The organism is Enterobacter cloacae complex sp. HYC003_NIDB, assembly GCF_056673375.1.
Map to the genome: position 1 here is coordinate 4,332,375 of NZ_CP114220.1, position 20,020 is coordinate 4,352,394.

The 20,020-nt window shown below is 57.1% G+C and carries 18 protein-coding genes; 4 read left to right on the forward strand and 14 right to left on the reverse strand.

The features are described from left to right. Positions 1-16 precede the first annotated feature (16 nt). The 3 genes from O1722_RS20725 to O1722_RS20735 are packed head-to-tail and all read right to left on the reverse strand — an operon-like array spanning position 17 to position 1,030. Positions 17-316 carry a DUF4312 family protein gene (locus tag O1722_RS20725; RefSeq protein WP_006810338.1) on the reverse strand — a complete coding sequence of 100 codons (300 nt, stop codon included), beginning with the start codon at positions 314-316 and terminating at the stop codon, positions 17-19. Between the two features lie 2 nt (positions 317-318). After that, a complete protein-coding gene (locus O1722_RS20730) occupies positions 319-681 on the reverse strand; it encodes an SFCGS family glycine-rich protein (protein WP_006810339.1) in 363 nt (120 codons plus the stop codon). A gap of 10 nt (positions 682-691) precedes the next feature. Then, complete coding sequence (locus O1722_RS20735; protein ID WP_026080657.1) at positions 692-1,030, reverse strand: PRD domain-containing protein; 339 nt, start codon at positions 1,028-1,030, stop codon at positions 692-694. A gap of 416 nt (positions 1,031-1,446) precedes the next feature. Here O1722_RS20735 and O1722_RS20740 point away from each other — a divergent pair, with 416 nt between their 5' ends. Then, positions 1,447-1,602 (forward strand): Hok/Gef family protein, encoded by a 156-nt coding sequence (locus O1722_RS20740; protein WP_017383916.1) that lies wholly within the window; start codon positions 1,447-1,449, stop codon positions 1,600-1,602. Between the two features lie 70 nt (positions 1,603-1,672). Here the strand turns inward: O1722_RS20740 and cybC are convergent, their stop codons facing one another. Next, entirely contained in the window at positions 1,673-2,059 is a 387-nt protein-coding gene (gene cybC / locus O1722_RS20745; protein WP_032652320.1) for a cytochrome b562, read from the reverse strand. 43 nt (positions 2,060-2,102) lie between these two features. Further along, entirely contained in the window at positions 2,103-3,455 is a 1,353-nt protein-coding gene (gene pmbA / locus O1722_RS20750; RefSeq protein WP_015572506.1) for a metalloprotease PmbA, read from the reverse strand. A 95-nt stretch (positions 3,456-3,550) separates the two neighbouring features. On the opposite strand from pmbA, the gene yjgA reads away from it, so the two are divergent. Then, positions 3,551-4,102, forward strand: a complete 552-nt coding sequence (yjgA, locus tag O1722_RS20755; protein WP_017383918.1) for a ribosome biogenesis factor YjgA — start codon at positions 3,551-3,553, stop codon at positions 4,100-4,102. Positions 4,103-4,208: 106 nt separating this feature from the next. Here yjgA and mpl read toward each other — a convergent pair whose 3' ends face one another. Next, complete coding sequence (mpl, locus tag O1722_RS20760) at positions 4,209-5,582, reverse strand: UDP-N-acetylmuramate:L-alanyl-gamma-D-glutamyl-meso-diaminopimelate ligase (RefSeq protein ID WP_033487887.1); 1,374 nt, start codon at positions 5,580-5,582, stop codon at positions 4,209-4,211. 179 nt (positions 5,583-5,761) lie between these two features. Between mpl and fbp the strand changes: the two genes are divergently transcribed. After that, positions 5,762-6,760, forward strand: coding sequence for a class 1 fructose-bisphosphatase (gene fbp, locus O1722_RS20765; protein ID WP_003856070.1), 999 nt, complete (start codon positions 5,762-5,764; stop codon positions 6,758-6,760). Positions 6,761-6,796: 36 nt separating this feature from the next. Here fbp and O1722_RS20770 read toward each other — a convergent pair whose 3' ends face one another. The 5 genes from O1722_RS20770 to ytfQ all read right to left on the reverse strand — a co-directional run bounded on the left by O1722_RS20770 (position 6,797) and on the right by ytfQ (position 13,045). Next, the gene (locus O1722_RS20770) at positions 6,797-8,365 is read right to left on the reverse strand and encodes a methyl-accepting chemotaxis protein (RefSeq protein ID WP_015572503.1); all 1,569 of its coding nucleotides are present in this window, start codon (positions 8,363-8,365) and stop codon (positions 6,797-6,799) included. A 93-nt stretch (positions 8,366-8,458) separates the two neighbouring features. Beyond that, positions 8,459-9,460, reverse strand: a complete 1,002-nt coding sequence (gene yjfF, locus O1722_RS20775) for a galactofuranose ABC transporter, permease protein YjfF (RefSeq protein ID WP_017383921.1) — start codon at positions 9,458-9,460, stop codon at positions 8,459-8,461. Next, positions 9,447-10,472, reverse strand: coding sequence for a galactofuranose ABC transporter, ATP-binding protein YtfT (gene ytfT / locus O1722_RS20780; RefSeq protein WP_017383922.1), 1,026 nt, complete (start codon positions 10,470-10,472; stop codon positions 9,447-9,449). Before ytfT ends, yjfF begins: the two co-directional genes overlap by 14 nt. Positions 10,473-10,482: 10 nt before the next feature. Beyond that, positions 10,483-11,985, reverse strand: coding sequence for a galactofuranose ABC transporter, ATP-binding protein YtfR (gene ytfR / locus O1722_RS20785; protein ID WP_045907038.1), 1,503 nt, complete (start codon positions 11,983-11,985; stop codon positions 10,483-10,485). Positions 11,986-12,088: 103 nt separating this feature from the next. Next, the gene (gene ytfQ, locus O1722_RS20790) at positions 12,089-13,045 is read right to left on the reverse strand and encodes a galactofuranose ABC transporter substrate-binding protein YtfQ (protein ID WP_017383924.1); all 957 of its coding nucleotides are present in this window, start codon (positions 13,043-13,045) and stop codon (positions 12,089-12,091) included. 309 nt (positions 13,046-13,354) lie between these two features. Here ytfQ and ppa point away from each other — a divergent pair, with 309 nt between their 5' ends. Continuing rightward, complete coding sequence (gene ppa / locus O1722_RS20795) at positions 13,355-13,885, forward strand: inorganic diphosphatase (protein WP_006810347.1); 531 nt, start codon at positions 13,355-13,357, stop codon at positions 13,883-13,885. A 156-nt stretch (positions 13,886-14,041) separates the two neighbouring features. Here ppa and O1722_RS20800 read toward each other — a convergent pair whose 3' ends face one another. The 3 genes from O1722_RS20800 to tamA are packed head-to-tail and all read right to left on the reverse strand — an operon-like array spanning position 14,042 to position 19,895. Next, positions 14,042-14,386, reverse strand: a complete 345-nt coding sequence (locus O1722_RS20800) for a gamma-glutamylcyclotransferase family protein (RefSeq protein ID WP_017383925.1) — start codon at positions 14,384-14,386, stop codon at positions 14,042-14,044. Between the two features lie 2 nt (positions 14,387-14,388). Next, positions 14,389-18,165, reverse strand: coding sequence for an autotransporter assembly complex protein TamB (gene tamB, locus O1722_RS20805; RefSeq protein ID WP_033487885.1), 3,777 nt, complete (start codon positions 18,163-18,165; stop codon positions 14,389-14,391). Beyond that, positions 18,162-19,895, reverse strand: a complete 1,734-nt coding sequence (tamA, locus tag O1722_RS20810; RefSeq protein ID WP_017694656.1) for an autotransporter assembly complex protein TamA — start codon at positions 19,893-19,895, stop codon at positions 18,162-18,164. The genes tamB and tamA overlap by 4 nt, the downstream gene beginning before the upstream one ends. Between the last annotated feature and the right edge of the window lie 125 nt (positions 19,896-20,020).

Here is a 20,020-nt window from a genome sequence, read left to right on the forward strand (position 1 = left end):
GCCCTTTTATGAATAATCAGCGTTGCGTGACGAAATCCACCTGGTCGAGATTGATGGCGGTCACGTTGACGGTCACATCCAGCTCCACGCTGTAGGTGCGTCTTTCCCGGCGCAAAAAGAAGAACAGAAACGCTTCTTTTCGCACCGCTTCTTGCGCCTGAACAACCTGCACATCCTGTGGCTCAATACGCAGTAAGATATGCGGTGAGGCTTTCATCACCGCAGCCTGAACGTGGTTGAGGGCGTCGGCAAAGGCGCGCGCTTTGGCGTCGCCCTTCCCCTTCACTCTCACCGTGGTTGTGAACTGTTCTTTCATGCTTACGCGCCGTATTTCTTCTGCCACGCCTGTACCAGACGCTCGCCCAGCTCTTCTTTATCCATAAAGCCAAAGCCCAGCACGTTGCAGCCTTCGTTGATGGCGGTCACCCCCTCATCCACGGAGCGCATGCCGTATTTGGCCTTGTAGCCATATTTGGTCTGAGCGGTGATGGCGCCCGCGCCGCCGCTGCCGCAGAAGGAGATCCCGAAGGTGGCGTTTTCTGCTTTCATCACGTCACCGAGCTTCATATCCGCTGCCATGCCCGGTACGACAACCGCGCGTCCGCCGGCTTTTTCCACACCCGCAGCCACTTTCTGACCTTTACCCAGGCGATCGCCAATCACGACTGTAATCTGTTCCATGTGTTGCTCCTTAAAGGTTGTCTTTCGCGACTTCGAAGTGAACGGAGAGCAGCCAGGCCTCTTCATCAGGAAGGTTGCCGAACTGCGCTACCACTTCACGGGCGAGTTGCATTGAATCTGGTGAAATTTCGTCAAACAGCTCTGCTTCAACCTCTGGCAGCGGCTCGCCGGTCACGGACCGGTGCGCCATTGCGCGAACGTGGGAGGTCAGCATCTGCTCCTGTACCGCGTTGGGAATGATGTTGTGCCGGGCCAGCAGGGCGTAGACCTGCTGAAGCATGGTGTTCGCGAGCTGTTCTGTTTGCACCGCCTGTTCCCCAACGTCGTTCATTACCGCTCCGTTAATCACTCGTCTTACCCCGTTAATGGCTCTGGAATAAAACTAACGTCGAGGGGGAATTGTTTGTAGCGAGTTGTTTTCCACTTCGAAGTGGAAAGGCGAGCAGCGGCAGTGATCTGTGCCACATAAATGCGGTGAATCTGTATAAATCGCTGGATTTACGTGATGAATATCACGCTATTACGCGGCATTAGACTGGTAAGCGAAGTGGAAAAGATTACGAGCAGGCTCGTAGAAATGTGACGTGGATAAGGTTTTCTTATGGGGATCCGCTAGAGTGGCGGCGGGTGCTTGAGACTGACCGTCTCAGGCATGGGACGGAAAGTGGAAAGCCCCGCCTGATAAAAAATCAGGGCGGGGGCTCGAAACGACACGTCACACCGTGGAGTTCGCTACCTCGCCCGCTTAAAAGCAAGGAGGCATCCATGAAACGCAGAAACCCAAGTATCGGGGTTTTGATGATTATTTCTTTGACAATAATCATCTTAACGCTGGTGACGAGGAAAACACTGTGCGAGATCCGTTTTCGTAACGGCTCGCTTGAAGTGACAGCGCGGATGGATTGTCGCTCCGGCAAGTAGGGAGCAACGATGCGGGGGCGCATTATGCGCCTCCGCATACGGGGAGAGGACGTACAGCTCAGGCACCCAATTAACGATACTTTTTGTGGTACGTGTTGCGGGTCGCGACAAACTGATCGGCTGCCGCCTGGGCTTCCTTCACTTTGCCTTCGTTCGCCAGCTTCAGCGCGCCGTCAATCTGGCCGAGCAGCACGTCAAAACCGTGGCGGTAGTCTTTCATCTCGGCGCTGTCTGCCGCTTTGCTTTCCAGCTTCGGCGGCGTCGCTTTTTGCGCATCCAGCGCGGCTTCACGCATTTTAGTCAATGCGTCTTTCATGTCCGCCGCATTGTCCGTTTTCTGCACCACCTTCAGGTTTTCACTGAGGATGTCCATGTTGTCTTCGAGATCGGCAGCAAACGCAGACGAGCCAAGAACCAGCGTTGAAGCCGCGACGATCGCTAACAGGTGTTTACGCATTGCTCACTTCCTTTTTTTATTATTAATCACGCTTTTACGAGGATTATTGCCCGGCGATTTTCATCTCCGGCAGTAATACAGAACCACACTGAATATTGCTGCGTGTTTCAATATCGTTACCGACCGTAACAATATTGCGCCACATGTCCTTCAGGTTGCCGGCGATGGTGATTTCGCTCACCGGATACTGAATTTCACCGTTTTCGACCCAGAAGCCCGCTGCACCGCGAGAGTAGTCGCCGGTGATACCGCTCACGCCCTGCCCCATCAGCTCGGTGACCACCAGGCCGGTGCCCATCTCTTTCAGCATCTGTTCAAAATTCAGGCCCTGTCCGGCAATGCGCCAGTTATGAATGCCGCCCGCGTGCCCGGTGCTTTTCAGCCCCAGCTTACGCGCGGAGTAGTTGGTCAGCAGCCACTGGGTCAGAATGCCGTCTTTCACGATATCACGACGTTCCGTGCGCACGCCTTCGCTGTCGAACGGCGTAGAGGCCAGCCCTTTCAGCAGGTGTGGGTGCTCTTCGATGGTCAGCCATTCCGGCAGGATCTGCTTGCCCAGCGAGTCGAGCAGGAAGGTCGATTTACGGTACACCGAACCGCCCGCAATCGCTCCCACCAGATGACCAAACAGGCCGGTTGCCACTTCGTTGGCAAAAATGACCGGCGCTTTCATGGTGGAGAGTTTACGCGGCGAAAGGCGTGACAGCGTGCGTTCGGCGCACGCTTTTCCCACCCACTCCGGAGACTGCAAATCTCCCAGCGCGCGGCCAATGGTATACGCGTAATCACGCTCCATATCGCCGTTTTCTTCGGCGATGACGCAGCTGGAAAGCGAGTGGCGGGTTGAGCAGTACCCCTGCAACATGCCATGGGAGTTACCAAACACTTTAATGCCGTAGTGGCTGTTAAAGCTGCCGCCTTCGGTATTGGTGATGCGTTTGTCAGCCTGCAAAGAGGCCTGCTCGGCTCGCGCGGCCAGCTCAATGGCTTCATCCGGCGTCACTTCCGCAGGATGGAACAGATCGAGATCCGGCGCGTCAAACGCCAGCAGCTCTTTATCGGCCACGCCAGCGTAAGGGTCCGGGGAGGTGTAACGCGCGATATCCAGCGCCGCCTGCACCGTACGGGCGATGGCATCCGGGCTCAGATCGGTAGACGACGCGCTGCCTTTACGATTCTGGTGATACACCGTGATCCCCAGCGCGCCATCGCTGTTAAATTCTACATTCTCCACTTCGCCATAGCGGGTGCTCACGCTAATGCCGGTGGTTTTGCTGACCGCCACTTCGGCGCCATCTGATTTACCTGAAGCGAGCGTCAGCGCGGTGGAGACGGCTTCTTCCAGGATCTTACGCTGCGCTTCAACTTGTGAGGTTACTTTCATCGCAAATGCCATACTGTAAGAGAGAGTTAAGTGAAGTCTAACAGAGAACCGTTTTTCAGTGCGCGTCTTAACTGGTAACATTAGCCTCTTTTTTTAAGGAGCCTGACATGACTAAGCAGCCCGAAGACTGGCTCGACGACGTTCCCGGTGATGACATCGAAGACGAAGATGATGAGATCATCTGGGTCAGTAAAAGTGAAATTAAACGTGACGCCGAAGAGTTAAAACAGCTTGGCGCAGAAATGGTAGAACTGGGTAAAAACGCGCTGGATAAGATCCCGCTCGACCAGGACCTGCGTGATGCCATTGAACTGGCACAGAAAATCAAGAAAGAAGGACGTCGCCGCCAGCTTCAGCTTATCGGTAAACTGCTGCGTCAGCGCGACGTGGAGCCGATCCGTCAGGCGCTGGACAAACTGAAAAACCGCCACAATCAGCAGGTTGCGCTGTTCCATAAGCTGGAGCAGATCCGCGATCGTTTGATCGACCAAGGTGATGACGCGGTACCTGAAGTGCTGAACCTGTGGCCGAATGCCGACCGCCAGCAGCTGCGATCGCTTATCCGCAACGCGAAGAAAGAGAAAGAAGGGAATAAGCCGCCGAAGTCTGCGCGCCTGATTTTCCAGTATCTGCGCGAGCTGTCTGAGAACGAAGAGTAATCTGTGCGGGTTTGCGCCGGATGGCGGCGTAAACGCCTTATCCGGCCTACAAGGTCGTGCGAAAAAATGTAGGCCCGGTAAGCGCAAGCGCCACCGGGCTTTTTTTTTACTCTGCGGCCGCGGCTTTCTTCGCCAGACCTTCCAGCAGCTTCTGATGGATCCCACCAAACCCACCGTTGCTCATCACCAGAATGTGATCGCCAGGCTGTGCGGCTTTCACCACCATATCCGCTAAGACATCCACGTCCGCACTCCAGTGCGCCGGCTGAATGCAGGCGTCTGCCACTTCGGCCACCTGCCACGGAATATGCTGCGGTTGCAGCAGGAAGACTTCGTCGGCACGTCCTAAGGACGGCGCAAGATCGTCTTTGCAGATGCCCATTTTCATGGTGTTCGAACGCGGTTCCAGCACGGCCAGAATGCGCGCGGTGCCGCCAACTTTGCCACGCAATGCGGCAAGCGTCGCCAGAATGGCCGTTGGGTGGTGCGCGAAATCGTCATACACGGTAACGCCGTGGGCTTCACCGCGTAGCTCCAGACGGCGACGGGCGTTGATAAACGAGCCCAGCGCATTGGCGGCATCCGCAGGCAGTACGCCCACGTGACGCGCCGCGGCGATCGCCATCAGGCCGTTGTGCATGTTGTGCTCGCCCACCAGGCCCCACTTCACCTCGCCCACTTTCTCACCGTCGAGCAGCACTTCCCATTCGGAGGCATCCGCGTTGAGCTTTTTCGCCTGCCAGTGCCCCTGCTCGCCAACCAGCTCCTGCTCGCTCCAGCACCCCATCGCCATAGTCTGCTTCAGGTTGATGTCGTTCTCCGGCAGGATAATGCGGCCCTGACCCGGAACAATGCGCACCAGATGGTGGAACTGTTTCTGAATCGCTTTCAGGTCGTCAAAGATATCCGCGTGATCGAACTCAAGGTTGTTGAGGATCAGCGTGCGTGGGCAGTAATGCACGAACTTGGAGCGCTTGTCGAAGAACGCGCAGTCGTATTCATCCGCTTCAATCACAAAGAACGGGCTGTCGCCCAGACGCGCGGAGACGTCGAAATTCCCCGGTACGCCGCCGATCACGAAGCCCGGCTTGTAGCCGCAGGCTTCGAGGATCCAGGTCGCCATACCGGCGGTGGTGGTTTTGCCGTGCGTCCCGGCAACGGCGACAACCCAGCGGTCGCGCAGGACAAAATCATGCAGCCACTGCGGGCCAGACATGTACGGGATATTGCGTTCCAGCACCGCTTCAACGCATGGATTCCCACGGGTCATGGCGTTACCCACGATCACCAGATCCGGCTGCGGCTCCAGCTGGCTGGCGTCATATCCCTGAATCAGAGAAATTCCCTGCTTCTCGAGCAGCGTGCTCATCGGCGGATACACATTGGCGTCCGAACCTGTCACTTCATGGCCCAGCGAGCGCGCCAGCATTGCCAGTCCGCCCATGAAAGTGCCACAAATCCCCAATATATGAATGCGCATACGTCACTATCCTTCTTCAATGTGGCGCACATTTTACTCACATGTCAGCGGCTGTGAAACGCATTTCAGGTAAATCCGTATTTTGCTGGCGCGATTCACCTCTGCGCTAATATTTGAATGTTTGTTAAGATTGTTGGACATCAACCGCTTTACTCAACATAAGATGCAGGGAAAGTGTTATGAAAACGTTAGGTGAATTTATTGTCGAGAAGCAGCACGAGTTCTCTCATGCTACGGGTGAGCTCACTGCTTTGCTGTCGGCAATAAAGCTGGGCGCTAAGATCATCCACCGCGATATCAACAAGGCCGGTCTGGTCGATATCCTGGGTGCCAGCGGTGCCGAGAACGTTCAGGGTGAGGTTCAGCAGAAACTCGACCTGTTCGCCAATGAAAAACTGAAAGCTGCACTGCGCGCGCGCGACATCGTTGCGGGTATCGCCTCTGAAGAAGAAGATGAGATCGTCGTATTCGAAGGGTGTGAACACGCGAAATACGTTGTTCTGATGGATCCGCTGGACGGCTCCTCCAACATCGACGTTAACGTTTCTGTCGGTACCATTTTCTCCATCTACCGTCGCGTCACGCCGGTTGGCACACCGGTGACGGAAGAAGACTTCCTGCAACCGGGCAGTAAACAGGTTGCTGCCGGTTATGTGGTGTATGGCTCGTCCACCATGCTGGTGTACACCACCGGCTGCGGCGTACACGCCTTTACCTACGATCCGTCCCTGGGCGTGTTCTGCCTGTGCCAGGAGCGTATGCGCTTCCCGGAGAAGGGCAACACCTACTCCATCAACGAAGGCAACTACATCAAATTCCCGAACGGCGTGAAGAAGTACATCAAATTCTGCCAGGAAGAGGATAAAGCCACCCAGCGCCCATACACCTCGCGCTACATCGGCTCGCTGGTGGCGGATTTCCACCGTAACCTGCTGAAGGGCGGTATTTACCTCTACCCAAGCACCGCCAGCCACCCGGACGGAAAACTGCGTCTGCTGTACGAGTGCAACCCAATGGCGTTCCTGGCCGAACAGGCAGGCGGCAAGGCGAGCGACGGTAAAGAGCGTATTCTGGATATCGTGCCGGAAAGCCTGCACCAGCGCCGTTCATTCTTCGTCGGCAACCGCCATATGGTGGATGACGTTGAACGCATGATCCGCGAATTCCCGGACGCGTAACGCACGAAAAGGGGAGCCAGGCAGGCTCCCTTTTTTTCAGGCCGTTTGCATCGTCAGCTTGAAGGAAGCCATCGCTTCCATCAGCTCGCGCGACTGTTCCTCCAGGGAACGAGTTGCCGCAGATGATTGCTGGACCAGCGCCGCATTTTGCTGCGCCGTTTCATCCATCTGATTGACGGCGATATTCACCTGCTCAATACCGCGGCTCTGCTCCTGGGACGCCGTCGCAATTTCACGCATCAGTTTGGTCATACGCAGTACTTCGGTGGCGATCTCGTCCATCGTCTCACCGGCCTGCTGCGCCAGCTCGCTGCCCTCGTTCACGTGGGTTTGCGAATCGCTGATAAGCGAGCGGATCTCTTTCGCCGCATCAGCACTGCGGCTGGCGAGATTACGCACCTCACCCGCCACGACCGCAAAACCTCGCCCCTGCTCACCCGCACGCGCCGCTTCAACGGAGGCGTTCAGCGCCAGAATATTGGTCTGGAAGGCAATGCCGTCGATGACGCTCAGGATATCGGCGATGCGCGCCGAACTGCCGGAGATGTCGCGCATCTTCTCAATGACATAGCAGACCATTTCACTGCCGTGATCGGCGGTATCGGAGACCGACTTCGCCAGCTGGTGCGCCTGCTCGGCGTTATCGGCGTTAAGTTTCACCGTGGCGGTGATCTCTTCCATGCTGGCGGCCGTCTGCTCCAGCGAGGTGGCGGTGGATTCCGTGCGCTGGGCCAGGTTCATATTCCCGGCCGTCAGCTCGCGGCTGCCGGTATCAATCTGCGAGCTGGCGTCACGCACCCGCAGAACCGAGTCCATCAGCGACTGGCGCATCCCTTCGATCGCCGCGTTAAGGCGATTAAATTCCTGGCTCGCCGGCGCGTTCAGGGTATGGGTTAAATCCCCGGCCGCCACATGTTCCAGCTGGGCAATCGAGGCTGAAAGCGGCTTGAGCAGCATATGGCGCAGCACCAGCCAGGCCAGCACGATAATGCCAGCCGTCAGCAGCGCCGCGACGATAATCAGGATCAGCACGCGGGTTTTACTCGCCTGCACGGCGCTCACCTCCGCTTTACCGCGCGCCTCGCTCCATGCCTGGAACGCCTGCATATCGTTATCAAACTGCTTCGCCACCGGGACCAGCTTGTTTTCCAGCAGATCGTAATAGCTGTCCGCGCTTTGCTCGTTCAGGGCTTTCAGCATCGGGCTGATACCCTGCTGGTTGTACACCGCCAGACTCGCGGCAACGTTATCCAGCAGCTTTTGCCCCTGCTCATCCGCCACGCCGCTGCCGATCACGTCCTTCAGCGTTTTCTGTGCCAGCGCCACTTCCTGGTTAATGGTTTTGACCGCCCTGGCCGCATCGTCCAGCAGGCCGACCTCCATCATGCGGACGGCCTGCCCCGCTTCGTTACGCGCGCGCAGGATCAGCGTATAGCCGGCATTCAGCTGCACCATCTGTTCACCCTGAAGATGATTGATGCGCTGGAGAGAAGCGGAACTTTGTGTAAGGGCATAAATGCCGATGCCGCTGACAATCAGCAGCAGAAGGGTCATAACGGCCAGTAAAGAGAGCAAGCCGGTACGAATCGATAGCGTTTTAAGCATGATGTTATTTCCGGTAGCGAGATATTTCTGGGCATAAAAAAAGAATATCGGCCGCTACCGGAAAATGTTTAGAGTTTAAGCAATTTCAGCATGTTATCGCTCTGTTAAAGATGTATTCACCCGGGTAACAGGCGAGCTCTGGCGGTTCTCCCACAGCACCGTCAGGCCGCGCTGGAGCGCGATAAAAATAAACAGCAGAATGCCGATGGCGATTTTGGTCCACCAGGAGCTGAGCGTGCCGTCGAAGTTGATATAGGTCTGAATCAGCCCCTGGATCGCCACGCCAAACAGCGTGCCGAGGACTGTCCCCACTCCGCCGCTGAGCAGCGTACCGCCAATCACTACCGAGGCAATGGCGTCCAGCTCAACGCCCACCCCCGCCAGGGCATAGCCTGCCTGGGTATAAACCGAGAATACAATCCCCGCGAGGGTGGCCAGCCCGGTCGAAAGCATGTAGATGCGAATAGTCGTGCTGCGCGTGGAAATTCCCATCAGGTTCGCGGACGTGGCGCTGCCGCCAATGGCATAAACCTGGTTACCAAACCGGGTACGGTGGGCGAGGAAGATCCCGATCACCACCACGCCCAGCATCAGCAGCCCCATTGCGCTCAGGCGTCCCCCGCCGGGGATTTTCCACGCCAGGCTGGAGAGCGTGTCGTAGATCGGATGGTTTATCGGAATTGACTCTTCCGACACCAGATAGCTCACGCCGCGCAGGAAGAACATCCCGGCGAGGGTGATGATAAAGGCCGGAATTTTCAGCGCATCGATCAAAAGCCCCATAAAGGCGCCGAACGCGCAGCCCATGACCAGCACCAGCGGAAAAGCCAGCAGCGGCGAAATCCCCCAGAAGCCAATCGCCTTGGCAAGGAACACGCCGGTAAAGGCGATCACCGACCCAACGGAGAGGTCGATCCCGCCGGAGAGGATCACAAACGTCATGCCGACGGCGATAATGCCTAAAAAGGCATTGTCGGTCAGGATGTTGCAAATCACCCGCGTGGAGGCGAAGCCCGGGAACTGGGTCAGGCAATAGAGGTACCCCAGCACGAACACGCCCAGCGTGATCATTAACGGCAAATTACGTTTTATCATGACCGCGGTTCCCCTTAATGAGAGTGATAAAGCGCGGCGACTGCACGATAAGTACGATAAGCACCACGACCGCTTTGACGACCTGATTCAGCTCCGGCTGGAACCCGGAGAGCAAAATACCGGTATTCATACCCTGAATAATCAACGCCCCCACCACCGAGAGCAGCAGATTAAAACGTCCGCCCATCAGCGATCCACCGCCGATAACCACCGCGAGGATCGCATCCAGCTCGAGCCAGAGTCCGGCGTTATTGGCATCCGCTCCGCGAATATCGGCGGCCACGATCACCCCGGCAATCGCAGCACAGACGCCGCTCAGCACGTAAGTCAGCATCACCATCAGCCGCGTATTTACCCCGGCGTTTTTCGCGGCCCGAATGTTAATCCCCACCGCTTCGATGAACATCCCGAGCGCCGTTTTGCGGGTGAAAAGCCAGAACACCACCAGCGTCACCAGCGCGACGATCACCGGCGTCGGGAAGAACAGAAAATTACCGCTGCCTATCCACGCCAGGCTCGGGGAGTTAAAGGTGACGATTTGACCGGAGGTGATAAGCTGCGCCACACCGCGCCCGGCCACCATCAAAATCAACGTCGCGACAAACGGCTGGATCTTGAGCACTGCGACCAGAATGCCGTTCCACAGCCCGGCAAGCACGCCGGAACCCAGCGCGGCCAGCAGGACCACCGGCAGGCTGTGCCCGGCGACGGTCATCGAGGCGGCGGTGGCGCCCGCAATCGCCATTACCGCACCGACGGAGAGGTCGATCCCGCCGGTGGCAATGACCAGCGTCATACCAATCGCCAGCAGCGCCACGGGCGCGGCACGGTTTAAGATGTCGATCGGGCTACCAAACAGGCGGCCATCCTGCACGACGATCTGGAAAAAATGCGGAGCCACCAGGCTATCCACCAGCAGCACCAGCAGCAGCGCCACGATTTGCGGCGTGCCGGTCGGCCAGGTGAAGCGGCGCTTCGCTTCGCCAGTTTGCGAAAGAGAACGGGACATCACATTTGACTCCTTACGCCGCGATGGCATTCATGATCGCCGGTACCGACAGTTTATCCAGCGGGATCTCTGCCACCTGCCTGCGATCGCGCATGATGATGACGCGATCGGCATAGCCGACCAGCTCCTCCAGCTCGGACGAGATCACCAGCAGCGCCAGACCGTCGGCGCAGAGCGTTTCGATAAGCCGGATGATTTCGGCGTGCGCGCCCACGTCGATACCGCGTGTGGGCTCGTCGAGGATCAGGAATTGCGGCCTGGTGAGCAGCCAGCGCGAGAGGAGAACCTTCTGCTGGTTACCGCCCGAGAGGAACTCGATGGGCTGTTCCGCGCTCGGGGTACGTATACCGAGCTGGCGGATGAAGCGCTCGGCAATCGCGTTCTGCTCGCGTTTAGGGATCGGACGCAGCCAGCCGCGCTGGGCCTGTAGCGCCAGAATGATGTTTTCCCGCACCGAGGCGGCGGCAATAATCCCGTCCGTTTTCCTGTCCTCCGGGCAGAAGCCCACGCCGAGGCACGACGCCTGATGCGGTGAACGTAGCGTTTGTGGTTTGCCTTTGATCAGCGCCGTTCCGCTGTCGGCAGGTTTGATCCCGAAGATGACTTCGGCGGTTTCGGTGCGCCCGGAGCCTAACAGCCCCGCCAGACCCACAATTTCACCGGGGCGTACCTCGAGGTTAAACGGCGCGATGGTCCCTTTTCTGCCGTAATCGTGAAACGCGGCGATCGGTTTTTCGCTCAGCAGCGTACGGCCCGCGCGCTGAAGCGCGTTGGTCTCGAGCTCGCGGCCCAGCATCATTTTGACCAGCTCTATCTGCGGCAGCTCGCGGGTTTCCCGGCAGCCGACAAAGCTGCCGTTGCGCAGCACCGTTATACGGTCGCTCACCTCGTAAACCTGATCGAGGAAATGCGTCACGAAAATCAGGCTGACGCCCTGATTACGCAGCTGGCGCATCAGGGTAAAAAGCATCTCCACTTCCTGGGTATCGAGGCTGGCGGTGGGTTCATCGAGGATCAGCACTTTCGCCGAGAGATCGATAGCGCGACAGATCGCGACGATTTGCTGCATCGCTACGGAAAAACGGTTCAGCGGTTCGCGCACGTCGAGAGAGAAGCCATACGATTCCATCAGCTTCGCGGCGCGCGCTTCCATCTCTTTGCGGCGCAGCAGGCCAAAACGTCTGGGTTCGCGGCCAATAAACAGGTTATCCGCTACCGACATGTTTGGCAGCAGGTTCACTTCCTGGTAGACCGTGCCGATCCCCAGTTGCTGGGCATGCGCGGTGTTTTTGGGCGAAATGGCGTTACCTTCCAGCCAGATAGCGCCGCGATCGGCGCGATAGACCCCGGTCAGGGTTTTAATCAGCGTCGACTTCCCCGCCCCGTTTTCGCCGAGCAACGCCATGATCTCCCCACGCCGCAGGCTGAAATCAACGTTATCCAGCGCCTTAACGCCAGGGAAAAATTTACTCAGGCCCTCTGTGCGGAGGATTTCCTGGTGTTGTTCGGTGGTCATGGTTTCCCCCTGCATCAGGCCGGATGACGCTACGCTTATCCGGCCTACAAAAGAGCGTATCGTAGGCCGGGTAAGCGCAGCGCCACCCGGCAATTTCACTGGATCAGTAGCCCATATTTTTCTTCTTCTCTAACTCTTCTTTCGCCGTGTCCGGCAGGTAGAGCGTGGATTTGGTGATGGTCAACTTCTCAGGCTGGGTGCCGTCTTTCTTGAATTTCTCCAGCGCATCGAATGCCGGGCCCGCCATATTTGGCGTCAGCTCCACGCTGGCGTTCGCTTCGCCGTCAATCATCGCTTTGTAGATGTCCGGTACGCCGTCGATCGAGCCGGTGAGGATATCTTTGCCCGGCTTCAGGCCCGCTTCTTTGATGGCCTGGATGGCGCCGATCACCATGTCGTCGTTGTGGGCGTAAACCATGCAGATATTTTTGCCGTTATTTTCTGCCTTGATGAAGCTTTCCATGACCTCTTTACCCTTGCTACGGGTGAAGTCGCCGGACTGAGAACGGATGATCTTAATGTTTGGTGCTTTGGCGATGGCCTCCGCGAAACCTTTCTTACGGTCGATAGCCACGCTCGCCCCGACGGTGCCCTGCAACTCAACCACGTTACACGGCTTGCCATCCACCTGCTTCACCAGCCAGTCACCAATCAGTTTGCCTTCCAGCACGTTATCGGCGGTGACGGTGGTCATATAGAGAGATTTGTCTTTTACGTCGATGGAACGGTCGAGCAGGAAGACCGGAATTTCAGCATCTTTGGCTTCCTTCAGCACCGGCTCCCAGCCCGTGGCGACAACCGGGGCAATAAAGATGGCATCCACGCCCTGAGCGATAAACGAGCGCACCGCTTTAATCTGGTTCTCTTGCTTTTGCTGACCATCGGCGATTTTCAGCGTAATACCGCGCTTTTCGGCCTCACTTTTCGCCACATTCGTTTCAGCGGCGCGCCAGCCAGATTCAGATCCGACCTGCGAAAATCCAACGGTTAAGGGTGCGGCCATCGCCATAGACGACATGGCTGCCGAAACTGCTGTAACAAGAAGTAAGCGCTTCCACATATGAACGTCCTCGTAGGGTAGGTTATTGTTGGTTAAAAGATGTTCCGCGGATGAACTATAGCCAATGGAATATGTTACGGATTGCGTTACATCACACTTCAGAAAAGTGAATAAAACGTTAATCACAAGTTTGTAATCGCTTTCATTTCAACATTTAAAATGCGGCTGAGTTTATGGATTATCCTGTCATGGAAACGGTCTGAAAAGTGAAGGCGCGAGGGAGAGAAGACGAAAACAGGCGGAGACTTTCAGCGCCAGTTGGCTATAATACCTGCCACTTGTTTACCATCCATTTTAAAGGACACCGACATGAGCTTACTCAACGTCCCTGCGGGTAAAGAACTGCCAGAAGACATCTACGTTGTGATCGAAATCCCGGCCAACGCAGATCCAATCAAATACGAAATCGACAAAGACACCGGTGCGCTGTTCGTTGACCGTTTCATGTCTACCGCCATGTTCTATCCGTGCAACTACGGCTACATCAACCACACTCTGTCTCTGGACGGTGACCCGGTTGACGTACTGGTCCCAACGCCATATCCATTGCAGCCAGGCTCCGTCATTCGCTGCCGTCCTGTTGGCGTGCTGAAAATGACTGACGAAGCGGGTGAAGATGCGAAACTGGTTGCCGTACCGCACACCAAGCTGAGCAAAGAGTACGATCACATTAAAGATGTGAACGACCTGCCAGAGCTGCTGAAAGCGCAGATCGCCCACTTCTTCGAGCACTACAAAGATCTCGAAAAAGGCAAATGGGTTAAAGTTGAAGGCTGGGATAACGCAGAAGCGGCGAAAGCAGAAATCATCGCCTCTTTCGAACGTGCAGCTAAGAAGTAATTCTTACTGCTGAGACTAAGCCCCGCGCGTCGGGGCTTTTTTGTGCCTGTCGCTCCAGGTAACCCGTGCGATTGGGGAGTATCGCCCGGCGGCGCTACGCTTGCACGGGCCTACGGCGCAAAACGACAACGCCACCTTACGGTGGCGTTGTCGTTTTCAGAACTGGTCTCTGTCTAACCAGTTACCGCTTTCAATCAACGTTAACCCGTCGACCGAACGTTGGTACACGTACATCCATGCACTGCCGTAAGGCGTCTGGATCAACTGGCGAGCGTATTCACCGCCCCTGGTGCGCAAGGCATCAAGTTCGGCCAGCGTGGCATTATCAATACGATAAACCTCACCCTGTACCGTTCCGTTCCCCGGAACCGCGCCTGGATAGTGGCCCAGACTGTACAACTGGTAGTTTTCGATTGTGTAATTTCCCAGCAACTGGGCGTTGGTCATCCAGTGGCTGTTGCCTTGCCTGGTTCGTAAACTGCCGTAAACAAATATTCGCATTGCTAAAACTCAAACTGATAGAGCAGATCAAGTGCCTGGTCTACGCCGGACACTGCTTCCAGATATAGCTTAGGCATCAGGCGATAACGTAACGTGAGTGTAGCCAGTGAGTCAAAGATCCCCACGCCATATTTTACCTGTAGACCCGGCAGTACATAGCCGCTGACCACTACCTGCGAAGAGTCACCCACGCCCTGAGTGTCCAGCGCCAGATTGCTTACGCCAAACGTCTCGCCGATTTTACCCACAACCTGACCACTTTGTGCAACCCCCAGACCGACTAACATTGATGTCATTGCCGCACCATCGCCCTGTTGGCTATCCAGACCCTGGCCGCGCAAGAGGTAAGAGAGCGCTTCCTGTTGCGACATGGCCGGGTCAGAGAAGATCTCTGCCTTAGGTTCATCGGCGGAGCCCGTCACGCGCACGCCTGCAATCACATCATCTTCGGTGGCTTCCGGGTTACGGATCGCTTCGATATTGAGTACCGGCTGATCCGGTGGACCGGAGAACAGCAGCTCGCCTTTACGCACAATCAAATCCTGCCCGTAGGCATGGAAGCGCCCTTCAGGAATATTGATTTGTCCATTGAGGCCAAGTCCCTGTTGATCCTGCGCCACTTTCAGGTCACCCGTGAGTCTCGCCTTCAGCCCAAACGCGTCCAAACGCACGTTATTCCCCACGTGCACGATAAGATTACTATTGATCGGTATGCCAGCGCTCTTCTGTTCAACAGGTTTCAGATTTTCATTGAGCATAACTTCGTCACTGGAGACGCCAACCGCGCTTTCCGGCACCTCGTGAACCACGATGCGCGCCCACGGTACGTCAACACGGCCGTCCAGGGTGAAGAGACTCGGCGTTGCCTCAAAGACCACGTCTGGCGACACGTCCAGGCGCACCATCGGCGGTACCGTGATACGCACCCTGCTGCCCTTGGCCGCAATACGGGCGCGCCAGTTGTCGAGCTGGCTCCAGTCTGCGTCACCGCTCAGGTTGATTTGTCCCTGCTGCGTCAGCACTGAGCCACTGAGGGTTGAGCTTTGGCCGTTAAAGTTCATCGCCAGCTGGCTTGGCTGCATATCGAACGGCATAAAGTTACCGTCAATGTCCACACCGTTTAACCGCATCTGGCCAAACAGCTGCGGGCTTTGCGCGTCCCCCGCCAGACGCAGGTTGGCGCTGAGCATCCCCGCCGCCTTTTCTCCCCGCGAGAAGATCGGATTCACCATCGCCAGGTTGAAGTTGCGAATATTGACGTTGCCGCCGAGATTGCGCCGCCCTTGCGGATCGGTAATTTGCACCTGTCCGTCAAACTGACCGTTGTTGGTCAGGCGGATCAGCCATCCCAGTTCCGCACGATTGTTACGCAGGTCAGCGTTCACATTCAGGGTGTCGAACGCCACCGGCAGCGGCGCGTCATTGACCTCCTGCGTCACCTTCACGTTACGCCCGGAGAGGGTAACGCTGCCCTGCGGCAGTCCCTCTTTGGTGGTGTCCCACGCGACGTCCGCTTTACCGCTGAAGACCCCGCTGGCCTGGGTGGTTTCCGGCATAAACGGTTTCAGCATCGCCAGGTCGAAACGGTTGAGGTTGATCTGCGCGCGTCCTTCCGCGCCTGCATCAATGGTCTGCGGCACGCACAGCTCAGCATTCGGGTTGGTCCAGCAGTGTGGCCCAATGCTGATCTTTTGCTCCGCGTTGCGGTAATCCAGCGCGACAGACCGCGACAGCACCAGCGGGCCGACCGGCGTGCTGAAGCGGGTGTTATCCAGCACGCCTTTCCAGCGCGTCGCCTGGCGGTCAAAACTGCCCGTCAGGTGCAGCTGCCCGGAGACCGGCTCGCCCTGCACGCGTAGCTGGAGATCGTGCTGCTTTTCGTTACCTTTTGCCGCCAGCGTGACCAGACTGATGTTCACGTCCGGCTGAGAGATACGCTCCACGCGCAGATCCAGGTTTCCGCCGATCTGATCGGTGGATTTCACGTCCCCCTCGACGCGTACGCGGGCAATAGAAAGTTCCTGCCAGCGCAGGTTATTGGCGGTGATGTCCGCCAGCAGCTGCGGCGCCTCCACCGTACCGCGAACCTTCACTAACCCCTTCGCCGTGCCGCCAAGACCCGGCAGGGCGTTATCAAGATTTGGCGCGTCGATGGTGGCATCCAGATTGAGGTCTTTCACGCCCAGCTCGCCTTTAATATCCGCCGTGTTGCGACCCAGCGCCACGTGCAGGCCCGGGATCACCCACTGGAGATAGCTGTTGCCCTTAAGCGAGCCCTCTACGTTGACTTTGTTCTGCTTCACGTTGCCGGTGAGCTTGAGTTCCGGCACGTCCATCTGCCAGGTGCCACCGTACAGGCTACCGCGGGTTTTGATCAGGCCATCCAGTTTTGACGGCCAGTCCGGGACCTCTTTAGCGGTGTTGATCCCGGTCAGCTTCAGCTCGCCGCGCCAGCTGATCGCCTGCTGCCAGTCGAGCAGCGCGGTCAGCTCGGTTTTTCCTTCCAGCGCCGCCACGGTCAGCTTGTCGAGGTTAACCTGCAACTCGTTACCCTTCGCATTCAGGGTGATATCGGCGGGCGGTACCCCCTGCCCCTTCACTGCCGTGCGGAACGACAGCGTGTAGTCGGTCATTTTGCCACTCAGCTTCAGCTTCAGATCGTCAGCCTGGAACTGTTTTTCGCCGGTGAACGGCCAGTAAAGCTGCTTGCTGACAACCTCAAGGTTGAGCGGTAAACCGGCCTCTGCCAGCTGGGTTTGTCCGCGCAGCACCATATCCACCGGGCCGGAGAGGTTCACGCCGAACTCCAGCTTCTCGCGCAGCGCGCCGCCGACTTTCACCTTCACCTTTTCGCCTTTCAGCGGATCGATGTTCAGGGCGCTGTTCAGCGTAATATCTACCGGCCAGTTGTCGCGCAGCAGCGCATTGCCTGAGGCGTTGACCGACCCCTGGTTAGTATCAATATCCAGCGCGTCGAGCTTCATGTTGCCGTCGATACTGCTGACTTTAAGCAGCATGTTGAAGACCGTCAGATCGGTATCGCCGGTCAGACGCAACTGCTCGCCCTTAAACTCTTCGATATTGAGGTTCAGCGGCAGATGCACGTCGGTCATCTCCGGCAGAACCGGTTTCGAGAAGAGATCTTTCAGCGTTTCGCCCAGCGGTTTTTCTTCCGGCTGCGGGTTCTGGATCTTCGGCTCGACGATCTCTTCCTGCGCCACGTCGGCCACCTTCGGTAGCGCAATCAGCAGCCCTTGCAGGGAGGTTGGGGTCAGAGTGAGGTTTTTCTCCTGCCAGCGCAGACCAGAGGTGAAATCCATTACGGATACCGTCGTGTCGTCGATTTTGATATTCACGTTATCCAGCGCGACCCGGTAAAGCGCAATCGGGTACGGCGTGGAGAGGTTCAGCGGGCCGCTGTCCTCTTCTTCGACAGGCTCGGACTTCGGCATTTTTTTGGAATCTATCGCCACGTTAACGTCTTTTAGCGACAGATCGTTTACGCATAGCTGGCTGTCCCGCAGGCAGCCGAGCTTGACCGCCAGATGAAACTCGCCCGCGTTCACCGCCACGCCGGGCTGTTCATAACGGATATTTTTCAGGCGCAGATCGCGCCAGCCGCCCGTTACCTGGCCGATTTCCAGCCCCGGCACCCAGCGGTTCGCGGCGTTAAACAGCAAATGCAGGCCCGTGGTGGTGCCCACCAGAAACGCCACCGTACCGAGCAGTAATACGATAAAAATCAGTACCCCGAGGCTTATCTTCTTCCATAAACTCATAATTCAGGCCCCAGACCGATGTAAAACTGTAAACCGTGTTCGTCTTTGTCGCCCACCGGAACGGCGAAATCGAGCTTGATGGGCCCGACCGGTGACTGCCAGCGCACGCCTACGCCCGCGCCGGTTTTGAAATCGCTGCGGCGGATATCGTTCACCGCTTCACCGCCGTCAACGAACATCGCTCCCCACCACTTGCCGCTGACGTTGTACTGGTACTCCAGCGAGCCAGTCGCCAGTTTTGACGCCCCGGTCAACTGGCCTTTGTCGTTTTCAGGTGAGATCGATTTGTACTTATACCCGCGAATGCTGCGGTCGCCCCCGGCGAAGAAGCGCAGATCCGGCGGGACGCGTTCGAAGTCACCGGTTTCGATCCAGCCGAGATTACCGCGCATCACAAAGCGGTGTTTGTCGTACAGCGTGCGGATCCAGACGTTTTGCGCCTGAAAGACGGAGAAGTCTACGTCGGAGCCCCAGGCGGTGTTGGAGTAATCGATGGAGTAGCGCTGAGAATCGCCCCAGGTCGGCATCAGGCCACCGCGCGAGCGGGTACGGCTGATCATCACGCCCGGATAAAGCAGCATGGTGGTGTTGGTGACGTTTGCCTGGGTAAAGTGGTCGAGGCTCCAGCGCAGGTTAATGGCGCGCTGCCAGCCGCTGGAGAGATCCCAGAAGCGTGATACCGCAAGCGTCGTCGAGTCCTGCTCGGTATCGTTCAAATCGGTACGCTTAAAGCCGCCCTGCACGAGGTAGTATTGCTCAAGCGGATTTTTCAGCAGCGGCATTTTATAGCTGAAGTCCAGCTGCTGTTCAGGCGCAGACAGGCTGACGCTGGTGGTCAGGCTGTGGCCGTAGGAGTTCATCCACGGTTTTTTCCACGAGGCTTTCACGCGCGGGCCGACGTCCGTGGAGTAGCCGACACCGGTCTCAATGGTGTTCTCGGTGCGCGGAGAGACCACGCCATGCAGCGGTAACACTTTCGTTTTACGGGATTTATCAAATTCCGGCGCTACCACCACGGAGTTAAACCAGCCCGTCGCGGACAAACGACGGTTCAGCTCGCCCAGGTCGCTGGACTGGTAGTAGTCGCCCTTTTTAAACGGCACCAGATTTTGCAGATACTCGTCACGGATTTGCGATCCTTCGAAGGTCACATCGCCAAACCGGTAGCGCTCGCCGCTGTCGTAATCGATATCCCAGAATGCCTGACGTCGCTCAAGCGCAACGCCCAGCTGGCTTTTGTTGAACCGGCTGTCGAAGTAGCCTTTGCGCAGCGAAACACTGGTTAAGGATTTTTTAAAACGATCGTAATCCCCGTGATTGAGCACGGTGCCCACTTTCGGACGGGTGCTGAGCAGATCCAGGTAGTCCCGATCGGTGCGCGCACCGCCGCGCAACACCACGTTCGTGCCGCCAATCAGGACGGGTTCGCCCGGCGAGACGCGGGCAATCAACACCTGGCGTCCTTTCGCCGGCGGCGGGCGTAAATCGAAATCGATGGTGGGTTCGTAGTACCCCAACGCCTTTAAGCCTTCGCGGATGGCGTCATCCACGCGCGCGCGAAAACGCCGATCCGGCGTGACCTCATCGCTCTGGATGGTAGAAAGCTGCGCACGCACGTTTTTTTCCAGCGCCCCGGATAACCCCTCAACCTGCAAACGGACATTCGCCGCGCTGGCAATCCCGCTGGTCAGCATTAAACTGACTAAACATAACTGGCGGATCTTTGTCACGTTTTCTCCTGAATATCCCTGTTTCCACCCTGGAAGCAAATGCAGTGCCGCTCCGCGGCAAAATACGGCCTGAAAGCCAAAAACCCAAATTACAGGTTGAAAAAGGGTGTAACACCCAAATATTT

Bases quoted from the DNA above. Each gene is read 5' to 3' on its own strand.
- yjfF (WP_017383921.1), bottom strand. From the start codon at position 9,460: ATGATAAAACGTAATTTGCCGTTAATGATCACGCTGGGCGTGTTCGTG.
- mpl (WP_033487887.1), bottom strand. From the start codon at position 5,582: ATGCGCATTCATATATTGGGGATTTGTGGCACTTTCATGGGCGGACTG.
- fbp (WP_003856070.1), top strand. From the start codon at position 5,762: ATGAAAACGTTAGGTGAATTTATTGTCGAGAAGCAGCACGAGTTCTCT.
- tamB (WP_033487885.1), bottom strand. From the start codon at position 18,165: ATGAGTTTATGGAAGAAGATAAGCCTCGGGGTACTGATTTTTATCGTA.
- O1722_RS20730 (WP_006810339.1), bottom strand. From the start codon at position 681: ATGGAACAGATTACAGTCGTGATTGGCGATCGCCTGGGTAAAGGTCAG.
- O1722_RS20770 (WP_015572503.1), bottom strand. From the start codon at position 8,365: ATGCTTAAAACGCTATCGATTCGTACCGGCTTGCTCTCTTTACTGGCC.
- O1722_RS20740 (WP_017383916.1), top strand. From the start codon at position 1,447: ATGAAACGCAGAAACCCAAGTATCGGGGTTTTGATGATTATTTCTTTG.
- ppa (WP_006810347.1), top strand. From the start codon at position 13,355: ATGAGCTTACTCAACGTCCCTGCGGGTAAAGAACTGCCAGAAGACATC.
- cybC (WP_032652320.1), bottom strand. From the start codon at position 2,059: ATGCGTAAACACCTGTTAGCGATCGTCGCGGCTTCAACGCTGGTTCTT.
- O1722_RS20800 (WP_017383925.1), bottom strand. From the start codon at position 14,386: ATGCGAATATTTGTTTACGGCAGTTTACGAACCAGGCAAGGCAACAGC.
- ytfR (WP_045907038.1), bottom strand. From the start codon at position 11,985: ATGACCACCGAACAACACCAGGAAATCCTCCGCACAGAGGGCCTGAGT.
- pmbA (WP_015572506.1), bottom strand. From the start codon at position 3,455: ATGGCATTTGCGATGAAAGTAACCTCACAAGTTGAAGCGCAGCGTAAG.
- yjgA (WP_017383918.1), top strand. From the start codon at position 3,551: ATGACTAAGCAGCCCGAAGACTGGCTCGACGACGTTCCCGGTGATGAC.
- ytfQ (WP_017383924.1), bottom strand. From the start codon at position 13,045: ATGTGGAAGCGCTTACTTCTTGTTACAGCAGTTTCGGCAGCCATGTCG.
- O1722_RS20725 (WP_006810338.1), bottom strand. From the start codon at position 316: ATGAAAGAACAGTTCACAACCACGGTGAGAGTGAAGGGGAAGGGCGAC.